Genomic DNA, 16,275 nt, shown 5'->3' with positions numbered 1-16,275 from the left:
CCTTTGGGATAACGAGCTGCGGCTGAACGACGAATGCGGTTTATTCCAGGACCAGCACGAGCGCCGCCAGCCCCAGGCACAGGCCGGCCGCCACGCCCACGCGCTGGCGCAGGCGGCGGCCGTTCGAGACGATGCTCTTGGCAAAGGTACGCTTCGGCGCGGCAGGGTTGCTGCGGTCGACCGTGGCTGGATGGATGCTTGGATGCGAATGTTCGGTGTTCATGAAGGTTCCTTATTGCCGTCTCCACCGGAGACTGGTCCTGGTTGGTGTGCCGGATGCGAAGCGTCGTCAAGCTGCCAATTGGGCCCGGCCGGGTCCGCGGAAGGGCTTGCCCTTGCCGCGCTCGCGGAGCTCAGGCAAGCCGGGCAGCGGTGGCTGGATCATTCCAGGCAGGTGGGCACAGGCAAGGGTTGTGGACATGCGCTTGGCGTCGACTTCAACATTCGGCCCGTGCTGCGATCCGCCCGGTTGGGTGAGCTGCACGACATGTTATTCATTTTACATGCCGGGCTATCGAATTCAAGACCGCATACGATTCGTTACAAGCTCAACTAATTGCTCCTCATCAACAATATCCTGCCGCGCCGATAGAAAGTCAAGCCCGGACTGCATTGCGTCGGTCGGAAAGAACCAACATCGGCGCTTGCCGGAATCGGCTGCCGACGGCGGATCGCAATGCAAAAAAGCGGCATGCAAAGCGATTCATGGATCATTTCGTCTCTATCTGACTTTCGACGCTTCGAGACCGTTTCGTGATGCCTGGCACACCGTCCTTGCGTGCAGTAGACGCCGCCCTAGACTGGGTTAACCGCTTCTGGCATGGCCAGCATTGCGCTACCCGTCCGCCAGGCACCGCGCCCGATGTCGTCCTGCGCCAGCCCGGCAACGCCTAGTCCATTTTCGCGAAGGAGCAATCATGCGTTCCCTATCCCTGGCAGTTTCTGCCAGCCTGCTGGTGCTGGCGTCCGACGCCGGCGCCCAGGCAAGCAAGTATCCGGTAACGGCCGACAGCGCCATGTCCAGTGTGCAGGTGACCGCCCCGGCACGCCGTGTTTTCCAGGAAGACCTCGACACCGTCCGTGGCCAGTACGCCTTGTCCAATGGCTGGCACCTGAAGGTCGATCCGGCAGCGAGCGGTATTTCCGCGCGCATCGACAAGCAGCGTCCGATCCATCTCGTTGCGCTATCCAAGGATAGATTCGTCTCCCGTGACGGCAATGTGGAAATGGTCTTCAACCGCGGCGACCAGGGAGACGACATGGTGATGAGCTATGTGCCGGCCGACTCGAGGGTTGCCCAGGTGATCGTGGTGACGGCGACGCTGGCGCAGCGCTGAACGAAAGTTTCAAGCTGCAACGAAGAACGCCAACCCGAAGGTTGGCGTTTTTTTTCAGGCCTTGCACCGCAGCGATTACTGCCCGACGCAAATGATCTTGGTCGTGTATTCGTGGGCGCTGCCTTTTTTCTTGGTGGCCCAGTCGATCACTTCCTGGGCGTCGGCCACCGTCATCACGGTGGCTTTTTCCTTGTTCCTGATAAAGGAGACGCCTTCGAACTTGCCTTCCTTGCTGCGCATGACTTTGGCGAACACGGGCGCCTTGTTTTCTTTGTCGGCGAGCTTGTTTTGCTGGACGAGGTAACGCTGGTCGATGTTTTCCATGCTGGTGTTCTGTGCGTAAAGTTCAAAGGCGTATTTTACGGCTTGCGGACCAGCAGCGCCAAACAGCAAGGGCAGGTCTGTTGACATGCAGATTTGCCCAGACTTGACCATGCACATCAAGCCGACCCGGCCCGGGTTCATGGCCCGGAGCCTGCGCATCTGCACCTTCTAACGGAACCTGGAAACCCTGCACCGGCTGATAGGTCTTGATCGACACATCATAAATGGGGCTGAGCAAAGATTCGGCAGTTTGCGGGAGCATCCTTTTTTCGCTGAACTGCGCCATGATCGACGGCAATCCCGCCAAGGCTTCACGCACCGCTTCTTGTGTCCAGCCTGTCGATCGAATGTCGGATTCTTCTGCCAAGAGTCGTTCGTTCCCGGCGCCCAGTTTTTCATAGATGTTCGTGGCCGCCCGGCTCTTGTCGGGTTCGGAAACCGCCTCATCATCTTCATACTCAATCTTATCTTGGTCTACATAAGCTGAGGACCGCTTGCAAGGAGAGCTCGCACTGCTGAGCGTGGGAAGCCGGTACCGTGATGGTCAGGTCGGCCGGGAATCCATGAGGCGTTCAGGATCAGGCCGGAAAAGCAAAACGCCCAGGAACGTGAATTCGTGGGCTTTGTGGGTAATCGTGGCAGGCCGTGCGGGATTCGAACCTGCGATCAACGGATGAAAAGTCGCCGGGGCGGAGTAGGAAAACTTTATCAATCAATGACCTGCAGCGCTAGCCAAACGCTATAACCAATCATGCCCTCCAGCTGATATTGCAGCGCGCATCCTCGCGTTGCCGGCGCTCGCCTGAATCGGCGCATTGCCGTGCTAGCGCGGCAGGCGTAGCTTGGCCACCGCTTTCAGGGAAGCAGCCAGTTCGCGGCTGTCGGCTTCGCCCGCGGCGACCAGGTAGCCGCGGGCATACGAGGCCTGGCGCGACAGTTCGCCATTACCTTTTTGCAGTTCCGGCAAGAGGTGATCGGCAACGGCGAAATCGTTCAGCAGGCCAAGATGGTCCTGCAGGTCCGACAGCTGCGAGACATAGTGCTTGACCTCTTTCGCAGGCAGCAGGTCGCGGAAGAATTCCGCGCCGTAGCGCGCTTTCTTGGCGGCGATGCGGATCCGGTGGCGCTGGGCCGGTTCCTTGCCGTCGAAGTCGGCGATGCGTTTGCTGAGGCGCTTTTCAGCCTTGCGCAGCAGCGGCAGGCAAGCCTTGTCCGCGCGCCCGGCCAGCGGCGAGCGCTTCGGTAAAGGCGCGCCAAGCCGCCAGCCGCGCCCGTGCAGCCAGCCGTTCAGGTTCAGCAGCACCTCGGTGAAGCGGGGCGCCTGCAAGGTCTGCAGCAATTCCTTGTGCAGCTTGCCGGCCCGCGCCCGCGCAGCCTGGCGTAGCGCAGCCGGATCGATGCCGTGGATCCGGTCGAGCGTCGAATCGGCCAAAACGTCCCAGTCGCGGGTCGCGCCCAGCGCCCCTGCCAGCCACTCCAGCCCTTCCTGGACCTCGGCCGGCGCCGGCGCCAGCTCGTCGAACATATTGACCAGCGCGCGCAGGCGCCGCAATCCCACGCGCATCTGGTGCAGGCTCTCGACGTCCTGCTTCAGTACGCCCGGCACGTTCGACTCGAGCTGGCGCAGGCAATTCAGGCCGATCTTCTGGAAGGTATCTTCCAGCGTGGCGCGGCGGTCGAGCCCGACCGGCTCGGCCTTGATAGGGTGCGTGGGTTTGTCTTCGAGCATGGCGAAGCCGCGCGACGCCTTGCTGCCGTTCGACATGCGCAGCGGAGTGTCCGCATGCAGCGCCAGCGCCAGTTCGAACAGGTGGTGCGAGGAGCCGCGCTTGATCTCGAGTTCGAGTTCGGCAATCTCGGCGTTGCGTTCGCCCGATTCGATGCGCCCGCTGTCGAGCGCGCATTCGACCTCGTCGCCGTCTGGCCATTTCAGTGCCCAGGTGGTCCTGCGCGTGACGTTGCGAAAGATCGGCAGCAAATGCCCGGTGATTTCCTTACGCCCGATCAGCTCGGAGAGGGCGCCCGGCTTGATCTGGCGCGCCAGCAGTGCCGGTTGTGGCGTAGCATCGGGCAGCGCGCATTCCCATTCGCCACGTTCATGCAGCCCGGGGGACGTGGCCGCCGCCGTCTTCACGGCCTGGATCCAGGCGCCGCCGTCCTCGCGCACGCGCAGCGTCAGGCCCTGTTTCCATAAATCGTGCCCGGCAGTGTCGTAATAGGTATCGACCAGGTGATGTTCCTGCGCGCCGTCGGCGGCAAGTTCGGCCAGCATCGGGTGCAGTCGTATCCGCTCGAGCTGGGCGGGCGGAACCTGCAACTTGAGTTCGGTTTCCATGGAAGTCCTTTCAACGTGAGCGTAACAGAGCGGCAACGCGGTTCGGCGCAGGCCGGCCTAGCATGACAATGGCCGATCCTACCCCATCCGTGCTCCCGCTGTCGCGCCGCGGACGATATACTTCGTCCAACAAATTAAGGAAAGTCACGCGTATGTTTGCAGCAGTCGATCTCGGGTCGAACAGTTTTCGTCTGCATATCGGCGAACCTGACGATGGAGAAATGCGCATCGTACGCAGCGCACGCGACCCGGTGCGCCTGGCCGCCGGCCTCGGTCCCGATGGCAACCTGACCGTATCGGCCATCGCAGCGGCTTTGAAGAGCCTGTCCGGATTTGCCGACATCCTCGGCGAGTACCGGCTCGACGCCGTGCGCGTGGTCGGCACCAACACCTTGCGCGTGGCGCGCAATGCGCCCGAGGTGCTGCCCCTGGCGGAAAAGGCAATCGGTTATCCGATCGAAATCATTTCCGGCGAAGAAGAGGGCAGGCTGGTCTACATGGGCGTGGCGCGCGCACGGGCCGATCCGGAGGAAGAGCGCCTGGTCATCGATATCGGCGGCGGCTCGACCGAAGTGATCGCCGGGCGTGGCGACGCGATCGCGCTGGTCGACTCGTTCAGCATCGGCACCCAGCCCCAGGCCTCGAATTTCTTCCCGGAAGGCCGCATCGACCATGCCAGCTTCGACGGCGCCATCACGATGGCGCGTGCAATGTTCGAAGACGCTGCTGCTGCGTATCGCGCGCACGGCTGGACTGCCGTCTATGGCTCCTCGGGCACGATGCGCGCGATGGCCGGGGCGATCGCGCGTGGCGGGCTCGGCGACGGTAGGCTGTCGCTGTCGAGCCTCTGCGCGCTGCGCGACAAGCTCATCGAATGCGCGCAGGTCGACCAGGTCGACTTGCCCGGCCTGAAAAGCGAGCGGGTGGTGGCGGTGCTGGGGGGCGTGAGCATCCTGATCGGCGCGCTGGAGGAGTTCGGTATCGAGCGGGTTTGCGCGATCAATGCCGGCCTGCGCCTTGGCGCCTTGTCCGACCTCGAGCTGCGCGCCCAGCGCCACGACCGGCGCGACCTGGCGATCGGGGCCTGCATGGCGCGTTTCGGCGTCGACCCCGGACGCGCGCAACGTGCTACGGCAATCGCACTGCGTTTGTATGGCCAGTTGGGCGCGAGTGACAGCAGCTGCGTGCACTACCTTGGGTGGGCTTGCATGCTGCATGAAATCGGCTTGAGCGTCTCGCATACGAGCGCACACAAGCACGGCGCCTATCTTGTCGAGCACGTGGACTTGCCGGGATTTACGACACGCGAACAGCGCCTGATGGCCACCCTGGTGCTTGGGCACAAGGGCAACGTGCGCAAGATCCGGGAGTCGCTGGCCGAGCCGGCGCTGGCGCGGATGGTGCTGGCGCTGCGGCTGGCGGTGGCCTGCATGCATGCACGCGTCGACGATGAGCTCGATGGTTTCAGGCTGCGCATGAAGGGCCGGATCGAGGTCGACCTGGCGCCGGGCTGGCTGGCGAAACACCCGACGATGCGCTTCTGGCTGGAAAAAGAGCGTGACGCTTGGGTGGACGTGGGCCTGGTGCTCCAGTTCAAAGAGACCTGAGACGCTGCTGCGCCGGCAAGCTCAGCGCAGTTTTCCGATGAGTTCGGGACCGACGGCGAGGCGGATGAATGGTAAGTTGCCTTCGGCATCCGAGCCCTTGATCCAGAATACGCCGGCCTTGCGGATTTTCCAGGGCTGCGCGCTGCCGGCCAGGATCAGCGCCGCCAGCTCGCCCAACTGCGGCTGATGACCGACCAGCAGGGCGGGAAAGCGGCTTCCCGGCCAGCCGCAGGCCTCCAGCATGCGTTCAGGCGTCGAGTCGGTGTTCAAGGTTTCATGGATCGTATAGCGGCGGCCGAGCCCGTCCGCCGTCTGCAGGCAGCGCACGGCCGGGCTGGCCAGGATACGGCATTGTTCTGGCAACTGCCCGGCCAGCCACTCGCCAACGCGCGCCGCATGGCGCTTGCCCTTTGCGGTGAGTTTACGCTTGGCGTCGGGTTCGCCGTCTTCGGCTTCCGCGTGGCGCCACAAGATCAGGTCCATCGTCACTCCCCTTTTGCAGGTTCGCCCGGCGCGGTGTCGCCGAGCAGTGCCATCAGCATTTCCTGTGCGTTGTTTTGCTTCTGGCCTTTGCGCAGCTTGCGGCGCCGGTACTGGCCATCGCTGCCCAGTTCCCAGGCATTGACGTTGTCGTTCAGGTAGGGCTCCAGGCCTTCGCGCAGCAGCCGTTTTTTCAGGGCCGGCGAATGGACCGGAAAGGCGACTTCGATCCGCCGCATCAGGTTCCGGTTCATCCAGTCTGCGCTGCTGAGGTAGATGTCGTGTTTCAGGTTGTTGCGGAAGTAAAAGATCCGGGTGTGTTCGAGGAAACGGCCGACGATGGAACGCACCTTGATATTGCTCGACAGGCCGGATACGCCAGGGCGCAGGGAGCAGGCGCCACGCACGATCAGATCGATCTTCACACCGTCGCAGGAAGCGTCATACAGCGCGCGGATCACGGTTTCGTCGGTTAGCGAATTCATCTTCGCGATGATGCGCCCGGTTTTGCCTGCACGCGCAAGCTCTGCTTCCTGGCGGATCACGCGCACCAGGTCCCTTTGCAGGGAAAATGGCGCCAGCCACATGCAGCTGAGCTGCTTGGGCCTGGTCATGCTGGTCAGGTGAATGAAGACCTCGTTGATGTCGGCGGTGAGGTTGGCATCCGAGGTCAGGAGGCCGATATCGGAGTAGTGGCGCGCCGTGGTCGGATTGTAGTTGCCGGTGCCGAGGTGGGCGTAACGGCGCAGTCCCGAGGGTTCGCGCCGCAGTACGAGCGCCATCTTGGCGTGCGTTTTGAGCCCGACAACGCCGTAGACGACTTGCGCGCCGGCTTCTTCGAGCCGCTCGGCCCAGTTGATGTTCGCCTCCTCATCGAAGCGCGCCATCAGTTCGACGATGACGGTGACTTCCTTGCCGCCCTCGGCGGCGCTGATCAGCGCTTCCATCAGCTCCGAATTCATGCCGGCACGGTAGATGGTCTGTTTGATCGCGACCACGGCCGGGTCGGTCGCCGCCGCCTGGATAAAATCGATGACCGGCTTGAACGACTGGAACGGATGGTGCAGCAACATGTCCTGGCGCGCCAGAATGCCGAATACGTCGAGCGGGTTGAACTTCACAGGAAAACCGGGCAAGAAAGGCGGATACTTCAGTTCCGGCCGGGCCGGGCTATTGACGATTTCGACCAGGCGGCCCATGTTGACCGGGCCGTCGACGGCAAACACACGGCTGTTGTCGACCGAAAACTGGTCGCGCAGGAAGTTCGAGAGGTGTTCCGGGCAGTCGCGACCAACCTCGAGACGCACGGCAAAGCCGTATTGTCTGCTGTGCAGTTCGCTTTGCAGCGCTTGGCGCAAATTCTTGACTTCTTCCTCGTCGACCCACAGGTCGCTGTTGCGCGTCACCCGGAACTGAGAGAAGGCGATCACTTCGCGCCCGGTGAACAGGTCAGGCATGTGCGCCTGGATTACCGACGACAACAGGCAGTACGATGCGCCGGGCCGGTCCGAGAGCTCGTCGGGCAGACGGATGACACGCGGCAGCACGCGCGGCGCCTTCATGATGGCGATTGCCGTCCCGCGCCCGAACGCATCCTTGCCCGACAGCTCGACAATGAAGTTCAGGCTTTTATTGACGACACGCGGGAACGGATGGGCCGGATCGAGTCCGATCGGCGTCAGCAGCGGCCGCACTTCCTTGTCAAAATATTGCTTGACCCAAGCCTTCTGAGCTGCGTTGCGGTCGCCCCGGCGCAGCATGTGGATGCCGTTTTCCGACAGGCGCGGCAGGATGTCGTCGTTGAGCAGAGCGTACTGGCGTTTGATGATGTGCCGGCATTCGTCGCTCGCGCGCATCAAGGTAGCGGAAACAGGTTCCGGCATGTCTTCCATGCTGCGCTCGATCGTGTGCTGGGCCAGCATGCTGGCGACGCGTACTTCAAAGAACTCATCGAGATTGCTGCTGACGATGCACAGGAAGCGCAGCCGTTCAAGCAAGGGCAAATGCCGGTCTTCGGCCTGGGCCAGAACGCGGCGGTTAAATTCAAGCAGCGAAAGTTCACGGTTGAGAAACTTGGCAGCGTGCTCGAGCGCGGGCGCTGAATACGCCTCGGCGGTTTTCACCTTCTTATCCATTTTCGGCGCGAAGTCATGCGGGAGCGCCAGTATGGCGGATAAATATGAAGGGCGTGTGACCATGCGCAGCACCCGTAGAGGACCTGTACGCTGAAACCGCCGTTCCGCTGCGCTTGCCCGAGGCCTGGCAAGTACCAATGCGCACTAATATTGGTGCCGGTGCTTGAGCTGACGGGACTGAAGCTGCCACCGCGTCGCATCGACGGGCAGACGAGACGACGCTAACCAACATAGACGACGCGCGTATGACTAGCGCCAGCGGCGCTGGTGTATCGAATCGAAGTCTTAACCTCGCAGTTGTAGACTTGCCCTGCATTGTGCCAGCGTCGCCTTGTCTTCGCCGCGAACGCAATCACCAGTCAGCACGCGGGTGATAAGCTTGCTGTCGACGTCAAATGTTTTCAGATACTCTAACGCACCGACCGTGCCCAGGCAAGCGCGCAATAATATCGCCCGCTGAACAATTCTTGTTGCATTCGTTTCGTAGGAGGTAGGCCTTGGCAAAGGTCCAGTGGTGCGACGATCATTTGACGTTTCCATTGAGTACTTTCCTTTGTAAAAGCAATGTAGCGTGACCGCGTCGCATGCGCTGTCGAGCCGGTGAGAAAATACTGTGTTCTGTCGAGCAACGTGTCATGCGCCTTTGCAGGTGCGGATAGCGGCAGCGAGCGAGCGGCAATGAGTATGGCACGACGTGCGCAACCGTGCGGTAAACCGCGTCGACCTGTGGGGTGAGCGACGAGAAACCTGTATTACTCGCGCAAGGTGAGCAATAACAATATGCTGCTATGGTCAATCATGGAGAACGTATGCATCCGACAAATATCCTCTTGCTCGAATTTAAACCTGAACACGACAACCTGACGCATGACAAGGAGCTACGCGACGGACTCTCGGTCGCCCTGCGCATGGGGCGTACGCTCTGGGTGGCGAACGACGAGTCGGTCACTCTCGAACGCCTTACTCTCTCCGAGAAGGACAGCGTGGGAAGAAGCGGCATCGCGCGGGACCACAAGCAGTTTGCGCTACACGATTTCCTGCCGCTCCCGCTACCGCCGGATGGCGAGACGCCTGAGGACATCAACGAGGCTGACATCGAAGGTTTGGCCTCCGACGGCAAGTACCTGTGGCTGACCGGATCGCACAGCCTGCGGCGCAAGCAGCCCGGGCCCGGCGACAGCGTGAAGAAGGCGCACAAGCGGCTGTGCTCGATCAGCGCGGACGGCAACCGCTACCTGTTGGCACGCATTCCTGTCGTCCTGCAGGACGGTGAGTACACGCTGCTCAAGAACACCGAGCAGAAGCGAAGGCAGCGCACGGCCGCCATGCTGCGTGGCGATGAGCACGGCAATGAGTTGACGGCGCTGCTGAGGAACGACGAGCATTTCGGCCCATTCATGGCCCTGCCTGGCAAGGACAACGGTTTCGACATCGAAGGAATCGCTGTTGCTGGTAAGCACCTTCTGTTAGGACTGCGTGGCCCGGTACTGCGCGGCTGGGCGGCGATCATCGAGCTTGCCCTTGTTGATGACGACGAGGCCGGATGGATGCGGCTGGCGCCCGTTGATTCTAACGGGCAGATGCTGCGCAAGCATTTCTTGGACCTGGGCGGCTTGGGCATCCGCGATTTGTGCGTTCAGGACAAGGATCTTCTGATCCTTGCCGGGCCAACCATGGATTTGGATGGCCCGGTGTACGTGTATCGCTGGGTGGGCGGCGCGCAGCCCGACAAGGAGACAGTCATGCCGGCAGATGGAATCGAACGCGTTCTGGCTGTTCCTTATGGGGAGGGTGTCGACCATCCCGAAGGCATGACTCTGTTCGCTGGCGAGAAAGGTAGCGAGGACCGGCTGATGGTGGTTTATGACACTGCCTCGCCCAGCCGCCAAATCGGCGACAGCACGATGGTAGCAGACGTGTTCCCCCTGCCGCGGCGAACGAAACGAAAGGAAAAGTAAGGTCGCCTGGATATCAAGACTCAGACCCTATGAAGGAAAAAACCGGTCAGGCAGGTGGACACGAAGGCTTGGCGCAATGCCCTCGAGCGCGCAGGAAGCGCCGACTTCCGTTGGCACGACTTGCAGCACACCCAGGCGAACTGGCTGATCCAGAAGGGCGTGCCGTTGTAAGACCTGCAGGAGATGGGCGGCTGGAAGCCGCCGGCGATGCTGCGGCGGTACGTGCACCTGGCGTCGGCGTACATGGCGCGTCACGCGGCGGCGGTAGACGGACTGCTGCGCATCACAAGTACGGCACAGCAGGTTAAAGAGCGGTCTGCTGCGGATACAAAAAAAGGCGTCACGATTGCTCGTAACGCCTTGATTTGGTGCTGCTAATTCGTGGTAGGCCGTGCGGGATTCGAACCTGCGACCAACGGATTAAAAGTCCGCTGCTCTACCAGCTGAGCTAACGACCCGAAGAAGCGAGATTATAGGATGCGATGAGCATCCTGTCAAACCCCCGTCCGGTAAAGGCAACTGCGCCGGGAACTTATTTCAGCGAAGCCAGCCGGTCTTTCGCCGTCTTGCCCGCGCTCGATCCAGGATACTTCGACACCAGCTGCTGCAGCGCCTTCTTGGCATTCTTGCTGTCCTTGAGCAGGGCATAGCTGCTGGCGATGTTCAGCATGGCGTCCGGCACCTTGTTGCTGCTGGCGTAGGTGCTGGTGACGACTTCCTGGGCTGCGATGGCCTTCTTGTAGTCGCCCATTGCGTAATAGGCGTTGCCGAGCCAGTACTGGGCGTTCGAGGCGTAGGGCGATTCCGGGTAGCGGCGCACGAAGTCCTGCAGCGCGGTGGCGGCGCCCTTGTAGTCGCCCGACTGGAACATGGCGGTGGCGCTCTCGTAGGCGGACTTCTCGGACGGCAGCACCTCGGCGGCCTGGCCGTCGATGGTTTCCTGCTGCGGCTCGATCTTCTTGATGCGCGCGTCGAGGTCGGCGTACAGCTGCTTCTGGCTGTTCTGCGCCTTGCTGATCTCGTTGGCCAGCACTTCGATCTGGCCGCGCAGGCGCGAGATTTCCTGCATGGTCTGCTCGTGCTGGTTCAGCATGTCGAGCTGGACGGTCTTGTCCGACTTGGTGTCGATGCGGGCGTTCAGGTCGCGGGCAATGGCATCGACCTTGGTGCGCAGGTCGAGGATGGCCTTGCGCGCTTCGTCGTCGTCGAGCAGGCCGGCGGAGGCCTGCAATGGCATCCAGGCCATCAGGACGAGGCAGGCGAGGCGGGACGGGGACAGTTTCATCATGGCAGGGATCTTTCCGGTTGCAGAGTAAAACGGGGCGGATGCAGTCTGCACTGTCATCCGCCCCGCTGTCAATCAGCCTTACCTTAAGAGCGCCTGATAATTCCCCCATGGGGGGGGTCTCAGGCGCTCCTACAGTATCAAACGATTACTGGTAAACGATATCAGCGCGGCGGTTTTCAGTCCATGCAGCTTCGTCGCTGCCGGTAGCTTTCGGTTTTTCTTCGCCCAGCGACACGGCTTCCATCTGGTTGTCCGACACGCCCAGCGAGGCCATCGAGCGGCGCACGGCCTCGGCACGCTTCTGGCCCAGGGCCAGGTTGTACTCGGTGCCGCCGCGTTCGTCGGTGTTGCCCTGGATTAGGACCTTGCGGCCGGTGTTCTTGGTCAGGTAGCCCGAGTGGTTGGCGACGACCGGCTTGCCGTCTTCGCGCACGACGAAGCTGTCGTAGTCGAAGTAGACGCTGCGGTTGGCCAGCACGCCTTTTGGATCGTTCAGCGGATCGACACTGCCGGTCTCGACTGGACGGATGTCGCGCGCGTCTGGCTGGGCGACCGGGGTCGGGCTCTTCTCGACCACCGGGGTCTCGTTCAGTTTGGTCGGCGACGAGCAAGCGGTCAGCAGGGCGGCCGAAGCGATGAGGGCTACTTTCTGGAAGTGGCGCATGGTTTTTCTCCTTGTCTAATAAAAGGGTGCTGCTTTGTTTTACTTCTTTACTTCATGAAGGGACCCCAGCTGGGCTCCCGAATGTTTCCCGCTTTGGTAGTCAAGCGCTGCTTTACCCGTCCGTCCACCGAGACCACGGCCAGCGAGACGCGCCCGCCGCCCTTGGTCGCATACATGATGTACTTGCCGTTAGGCGAAAAACTCGGTTCGGTGGCCCCGTCGGCCAGGCGCAGCTCCTGGCCGCTGGCCAGGTCCATCGCATAAAGGGAGAAACCGCCGCCGCGCTGGGAGATCCATGCCAGGGTCTTGCCGTCCGAAGACACGCGCGGGCTGATGTTGTAGTTGCCGTTGAAAGTAACCCGGGTCGGATTGCCGCCCGAGACGCTCATCTTGTAGATCTGCGGGCCGCCGCTGCGGTCGCTGGTGAAATAAATGGTCTGGCCGTCGGCCGAGAACTGCGGCTCGGTGTCGATCGAGGGGCTGTTGGTCAGGCGGCGGTGGCCGGTGCCATCCGAGCCGACGGTATAGACTTCGGTATTGCCGTCTTTCGACAGGGCCACGGCCAGCATGCGGCCGTCCGGCGCCCAGCTTGGGGCCGAGTTGTTGCCTTTGACGTTGGAGATCACGTTGCGGCGGCCGGTCATCAGGTCTTGCAGGTAGACCACGGGCTTGCGGTCTTCCATCGAGACATACGCGACCTTGCTGCCATCCGGCGACCAGGCCGGCGAGATGATCGGCTCGCGGCCGCGGGTGGCGACGATTTCGTTCTCGCCGTCGGCATCGGCCACGGCCAGCGTGTAGTTGCGGTTGGCGCGGTCTTCCTTCACGTAGGCGATGCGGGTCGAGAAGATGCCGCGGGTGCCGGTCAGCTTTTCGTAGACGTCGTCGGCGATGCGGTGGGCCTGCAGGCGGGTGTATTTCGGCTGGACTTCGCCGCCAAGCTGGGACAGCTGGGTGCCGCCGACGGTGTCGTGCAGCTTGTAGCGCACGGCCAGGCGGCCATCCGGCTGGCGCGCCACGCTGCCCACCACCAGTGCCTGGACGCCGCGCGCCTTGAAGGCGGCGAGGTCGACGCTGGCGCTGTCGCTGATGGCCTGGCCGGCATCGGTGACCTTGAACAGGCCGCTGCGCTCCAAGTCGGCGCGGATGATGGCGGACACTTGTTCTGGAGCCACCGATTCATCGGCGAAGGCCGCGACGGCAACCGGGATCTGGTTGCTGCCGACGCCGGCGATTTCAACCTTGAGCTGGGCCTGGGCGGAGCCCATCAGGACGGTAGCGCTAAACAGCAGGAAATGGAGTTTTTTCATAGTTTCGTTTGATTGGACTAAGCGGGTCAGTCGTAATCCTTCATCGAGAAATTGACGTCGAGCGTGCGCTCCACCGTCCCGTCTTTTTTCTTCGGGAGAGGAGAAGCATTCCTGATACCATTTTGAACTGCCCGGTCGAACTCAGGCACACCGCTGCTTTTCACCAGGCGCACCGACATGATTTCGCCGGTCGGCAACTGGTCGACCTTGAACACGGCCTTCGGGTTGCCCGGCATGCTGGTGCTGCCGGCATAGGCCGTGGCGCTCTTGATCGCGGCGGTGATCGCGGCCACATAGCCGGCATCGGCCTTTGGCGCGGTGGACTTGGCTGCGGTGCCAGTGCTGCCCATGGCGCCGGCCATGCGTTTCAGGTCGTCCTGGCGAAGCTTGTCCAGCTTGGCGGCTTCGGCCTTCTCGGCCTTGTCCCTGGCGGCCTTTTCGGCGGCGAGTTTTTTCTCGGCGGCCTGCTTCTCGAGCTTCTTTTTGTCGTCCGCTTCCTTCTTGGCCAGTTCCTTTTCCTTGCGCTCGGCCTCGTCGCGCTTCTTCTGCTCGGCCAGCTCCTTGCGCGCTTCTTCCTTGCGCTCGAGTTCGCGTTTTTCGGCCAGCTCCTGCTTGCGCGCATCTTCCTTCAGTTTCTTTTCGCGTTGAAGGTTGATGTCGGGCGGCGTCGGGGCAGGGCGCTCGACTGGGGGCGGCTCGGCCGCGCGTGGCGGCGGCGGGGCGGGTTCAGGTTGCGGCTCGGGCTTCGGCGCGGGCGGGGGCGGCAGTGCGGGCGCGGCTGCGGTCTGGACCGACATGTCCCAGACTTCGGCCTCGACCGCGACCGGTTCGTTGTTCTGCCAGTTGATGCCGAACCACAGGAAACTTACCAGCACGGCGTGCACCGCCACCGCCAGCAGGAAAGCGGGCAGGCGGCTCGGTTCGGGCGGCACGCGATAGGGCGCGCCGCTGGTAGCAGGGTTCAAAGCTGGCATGGATGCGTCTCGGGATTCATCACTTGGTGGCCAGTCCCACCCGGTTGATGCCCATCTTCTTCGCTTCGGAAATCAGCGAAATCACATCGTCATATTTGCTGTCGCGGTCACCGGCAATCAAGACCGGATAGTCCGGATTTTCTTCGTGCAGGGCGCGCAGGCGTTCAAGCAGGGCAGTGCGGTCGGCCACTTCTTCGGCCGCGACCTTTTGCTTGCCGCCGACGCCGATCGACAGCTTGTTCTCCGGCTTGATCGAGATCTGGATATAGGTGTCCGGCGGCAGCGCCGATTTTTCCGCGCTCGGCAGGTTGATCACGCTCGGCGCTTCGTTGGCCGGCACGGCCATGAAGATGATAAGCAGCACCAGCATCACGTCGATGTAGGGCACGACGTTGATCTCGGATTTGAAGCTGCGTTTGCGTCCGCTGCGCAGGCTGCTGGAAAAGGCCATTGAAGAATTCTCCGCTGTGCTTAGCGCGCCTGGCGCTGCAGGATGTTCGAGAATTCCTCGACGAAGCTCTCGAAGCGGATCGCCAGGCGGTCGATGTCGTGGGTGAAGCGGTTGTAGGCCACTACTGCAGGGATCGCTGCGAACAGGCCGATCGCGGTGGCGATCAGGGCTTCGGCAATGCCAGGCGCGACGATGGCAAGCGTGGCTTGCTGGACGCTGGCCAGGCCGCGGAAGGCGTTCATGATGCCCCAGACGGTGCCGAGCAGGCCGATGTAAGGCGAGACCGAGCCGACCGAGGCCAGGAAGTTCAGGTGGATGTCGAGGGCGTCGAGCTCGCGCTGGAAGGCGGCGCGCATGGCGCGGCGGGCGCCGTCGAGCGCCGGGCCCATGTCGGCGGCGTCGCGTGCGGCCTGCTTGCCCTTGATGAATTCGCCCATGCCGGCCTCGAAGATGCGGGCCAGCGGGCCGCTCTGGTCGCGCTGGCTGCTGGCGCTTTGGTGCAGGGTATTGAGGTTGCCGCCGGCCCAGAAACTGCGCTCGAACTGCTCGGTCTGGTTCCTTGCGGCTTTGAGCGCGAACACCTTGCGGAAGATATAGGTCCAGCTCACCACCGACAGGATCAACAGCAGGGCCATGATCAGCTGCACCAGGATGTGGGCGTTGCTGATCAGGTGGATAAACGAAAGGTCTTGGGTTGCGGTCATCGGGTGGGTTCTGTTGTCGGATTATTCAGGCAGGCATGTGCTAATGATTTGCCAACTCACGCGGCGCGCATTTTATCAGCAGCGCTGTCGGGAAGCGACCGTGGGCGCATCGTCGCGGTATCGACGCAGCCCACTTTCACGTGGGCGCTGGTCAGAAGCAGGTCGCCTTTCCAGGCTTGCTGGGCGAACTGGACGGAGGCGCGGCCGAGCTTTTCGACCGTCGTGCGAATGGTCAGCACGTCGTCGAGCCGGGCCGGCGCATGGTAATCCAGGGAGGCGCTCTTGACGACGAAAGCGGCGCCATCGGCGTCGAGCAGTTCCTGCTGGCCGACACCTAGAGCACGCAGCCATTCGGTGCGGGCACGTTCAAAGAATTTCAGGTAATTGGCGTAAAACACGATGCCACCGGCGTCGGTATCTTCGTAATAGACCCTGACTGTCCAGTCAAAAGCTGAAGGCATTTCTCCTGCCATTTAAATGTAAATAGGAAACATTTTACGCGATTTTTGCCGATCCTATGTACGCTATAGAACATAGGGCTCGGAAAAAGGTCGGACGTGCCTTCCGTTCAAGAGACTAAGCCGCGGCAGTAGTAGACGTGAAACATGGCCGAAAGGCCAATGACTGTAACACTTTCTAACAATTGCAGAGCGCGCGACACGGACGGTCGACGAGCCTGTTCAACCATACGATCATGCCTGCCGTGGC

At 62.0% G+C, this 16,275-nt stretch carries 16 protein-coding genes and 1 tRNA gene; 3 read left to right on the top strand and 14 right to left on the bottom strand.

Going from position 1 to position 16,275, the window contains the following annotated elements; translation table 11 throughout:
• Positions 1-40: 40 nt before the first annotated feature.
• Positions 41-223, bottom strand: a complete 183-nt coding sequence (locus AC56K1_RS13880) for a hypothetical protein (protein ID WP_497158415.1) — start codon at positions 221-223, stop codon at positions 41-43.
• A 694-nt stretch (positions 224-917) separates the two neighbouring features.
• Here AC56K1_RS13880 and AC56K1_RS13875 point away from each other — a divergent pair.
• Complete coding sequence (locus AC56K1_RS13875; RefSeq protein ID WP_497158414.1) at positions 918-1,337, top strand: hypothetical protein; 420 nt, start codon at positions 918-920, stop codon at positions 1,335-1,337.
• A gap of 75 nt (positions 1,338-1,412) precedes the next feature.
• On the opposite strand, the gene AC56K1_RS13870 is transcribed toward AC56K1_RS13875, so the two are convergent.
• The 3 genes from AC56K1_RS13870 to AC56K1_RS13860 form a co-directional block, all read right to left on the bottom strand.
• On the bottom strand, positions 1,413-1,661 hold the full coding sequence (locus tag AC56K1_RS13870) for a hypothetical protein (protein ID WP_497158413.1): 249 nt from the start codon (positions 1,659-1,661) through the stop codon (positions 1,413-1,415).
• Positions 1,662-1,683: 22 nt separating this feature from the next.
• Complete coding sequence (locus AC56K1_RS13865; RefSeq protein ID WP_497158412.1) at positions 1,684-2,028, bottom strand: hypothetical protein; 345 nt, start codon at positions 2,026-2,028, stop codon at positions 1,684-1,686.
• A gap of 456 nt (positions 2,029-2,484) precedes the next feature.
• Positions 2,485-3,996 (bottom strand): CYTH and CHAD domain-containing protein, encoded by a 1,512-nt coding sequence (locus tag AC56K1_RS13860; RefSeq protein ID WP_497158411.1) that lies wholly within the window; start codon positions 3,994-3,996, stop codon positions 2,485-2,487.
• A gap of 152 nt (positions 3,997-4,148) precedes the next feature.
• On the opposite strand from AC56K1_RS13860, the gene AC56K1_RS13855 reads away from it, so the two are divergent.
• Positions 4,149-5,603 (top strand): Ppx/GppA phosphatase family protein, encoded by a 1,455-nt coding sequence (locus AC56K1_RS13855; protein ID WP_497158410.1) that lies wholly within the window; start codon positions 4,149-4,151, stop codon positions 5,601-5,603.
• A 21-nt stretch (positions 5,604-5,624) separates the two neighbouring features.
• Here AC56K1_RS13855 and AC56K1_RS13850 read toward each other — a convergent pair whose 3' ends face one another.
• Positions 5,625-6,086: a SixA phosphatase family protein gene (locus tag AC56K1_RS13850; RefSeq protein WP_497158432.1), complete on the bottom strand. Its 462-nt coding sequence runs from the start codon at positions 6,084-6,086 to the stop codon at positions 5,625-5,627.
• Positions 6,087-6,088: 2 nt separating this feature from the next.
• The gene (gene ppk1 / locus AC56K1_RS13845; protein WP_497158409.1) at positions 6,089-8,218 is read right to left on the bottom strand and encodes a polyphosphate kinase 1; all 2,130 of its coding nucleotides are present in this window, start codon (positions 8,216-8,218) and stop codon (positions 6,089-6,091) included.
• A gap of 809 nt (positions 8,219-9,027) precedes the next feature.
• On the opposite strand from ppk1, the gene AC56K1_RS13840 reads away from it, so the two are divergent.
• A complete protein-coding gene (locus AC56K1_RS13840; RefSeq protein WP_497158408.1) occupies positions 9,028-10,176 on the top strand; it encodes a DUF3616 domain-containing protein in 1,149 nt (382 codons plus the stop codon).
• Between the two features lie 382 nt (positions 10,177-10,558).
• On the opposite strand, the gene AC56K1_RS13835 is transcribed toward AC56K1_RS13840, so the two are convergent.
• From AC56K1_RS13835 to ybgC, 8 genes are all read right to left on the bottom strand, one after another.
• Positions 10,559-10,634 (bottom strand) — tRNA-Lys (locus AC56K1_RS13835).
• 74 nt (positions 10,635-10,708) lie between these two features.
• The gene (gene ybgF / locus AC56K1_RS13830; RefSeq protein WP_497158407.1) at positions 10,709-11,464 is read right to left on the bottom strand and encodes a tol-pal system protein YbgF; all 756 of its coding nucleotides are present in this window, start codon (positions 11,462-11,464) and stop codon (positions 10,709-10,711) included.
• 145 nt (positions 11,465-11,609) lie between these two features.
• Positions 11,610-12,128, bottom strand: a complete 519-nt coding sequence (pal, locus tag AC56K1_RS13825; RefSeq protein ID WP_497158406.1) for a peptidoglycan-associated lipoprotein Pal — start codon at positions 12,126-12,128, stop codon at positions 11,610-11,612.
• 47 nt (positions 12,129-12,175) lie between these two features.
• Complete coding sequence (gene tolB, locus AC56K1_RS13820; protein WP_497158405.1) at positions 12,176-13,438, bottom strand: Tol-Pal system beta propeller repeat protein TolB; 1,263 nt, start codon at positions 13,436-13,438, stop codon at positions 12,176-12,178.
• 26 nt (positions 13,439-13,464) lie between these two features.
• Entirely contained in the window at positions 13,465-14,412 is a 948-nt protein-coding gene (tolA, locus tag AC56K1_RS13815; protein ID WP_497158404.1) for a cell envelope integrity protein TolA, read from the bottom strand.
• 19 nt (positions 14,413-14,431) lie between these two features.
• Positions 14,432-14,863 carry a biopolymer transporter ExbD gene (locus AC56K1_RS13810; RefSeq protein WP_497158403.1) on the bottom strand — a complete coding sequence of 144 codons (432 nt, stop codon included), beginning with the start codon at positions 14,861-14,863 and terminating at the stop codon, positions 14,432-14,434.
• 20 nt (positions 14,864-14,883) lie between these two features.
• On the bottom strand, positions 14,884-15,567 hold the full coding sequence (gene tolQ / locus AC56K1_RS13805) for a protein TolQ (protein WP_171084452.1): 684 nt from the start codon (positions 15,565-15,567) through the stop codon (positions 14,884-14,886).
• 56 nt (positions 15,568-15,623) lie between these two features.
• Entirely contained in the window at positions 15,624-16,040 is a 417-nt protein-coding gene (ybgC, locus tag AC56K1_RS13800; protein ID WP_497158402.1) for a tol-pal system-associated acyl-CoA thioesterase, read from the bottom strand.
• Positions 16,041-16,275: the final 235 nt, after the last annotated feature.

Source organism: Telluria sp. ZB4P37 (genome assembly GCF_059685855.1).
The sequence above is the reverse complement of the archived record's forward strand: the minus strand, read 5'-3'. Positions and strand labels throughout refer to the sequence as shown.

Coding starts and splice junctions, on each gene's coding strand:
- AC56K1_RS13855 (WP_497158410.1), top strand. CDS start 4,149: ATGTTTGCAGCAGTCGATCTCGGGTCGAACAGTTTTCGTCTGCATATC.
- AC56K1_RS13850 (WP_497158432.1), bottom strand. CDS start 6,086: ATGGACCTGATCTTGTGGCGCCACGCGGAAGCCGAAGACGGCGAACCC.
- ybgC (WP_497158402.1), bottom strand. CDS start 16,040: ATGGCAGGAGAAATGCCTTCAGCTTTTGACTGGACAGTCAGGGTCTAT.
- AC56K1_RS13870 (WP_497158413.1), bottom strand. CDS start 1,661: ATGGAAAACATCGACCAGCGTTACCTCGTCCAGCAAAACAAGCTCGCC.
- AC56K1_RS13880 (WP_497158415.1), bottom strand. CDS start 223: ATGAACACCGAACATTCGCATCCAAGCATCCATCCAGCCACGGTCGAC.
- pal (WP_497158406.1), bottom strand. CDS start 12,128: ATGCGCCACTTCCAGAAAGTAGCCCTCATCGCTTCGGCCGCCCTGCTG.
- tolA (WP_497158404.1), bottom strand. CDS start 14,412: ATGCCAGCTTTGAACCCTGCTACCAGCGGCGCGCCCTATCGCGTGCCG.
- ybgF (WP_497158407.1), bottom strand. CDS start 11,464: ATGATGAAACTGTCCCCGTCCCGCCTCGCCTGCCTCGTCCTGATGGCC.
- tolQ (WP_171084452.1), bottom strand. CDS start 15,567: ATGACCGCAACCCAAGACCTTTCGTTTATCCACCTGATCAGCAACGCC.
- AC56K1_RS13875 (WP_497158414.1), top strand. CDS start 918: ATGCGTTCCCTATCCCTGGCAGTTTCTGCCAGCCTGCTGGTGCTGGCG.
- AC56K1_RS13840 (WP_497158408.1), top strand. CDS start 9,028: ATGCATCCGACAAATATCCTCTTGCTCGAATTTAAACCTGAACACGAC.
- AC56K1_RS13810 (WP_497158403.1), bottom strand. CDS start 14,863: ATGGCCTTTTCCAGCAGCCTGCGCAGCGGACGCAAACGCAGCTTCAAA.
- ppk1 (WP_497158409.1), bottom strand. CDS start 8,218: ATGGATAAGAAGGTGAAAACCGCCGAGGCGTATTCAGCGCCCGCGCTC.
- tolB (WP_497158405.1), bottom strand. CDS start 13,438: ATGAAAAAACTCCATTTCCTGCTGTTTAGCGCTACCGTCCTGATGGGC.
- AC56K1_RS13860 (WP_497158411.1), bottom strand. CDS start 3,996: ATGGAAACCGAACTCAAGTTGCAGGTTCCGCCCGCCCAGCTCGAGCGG.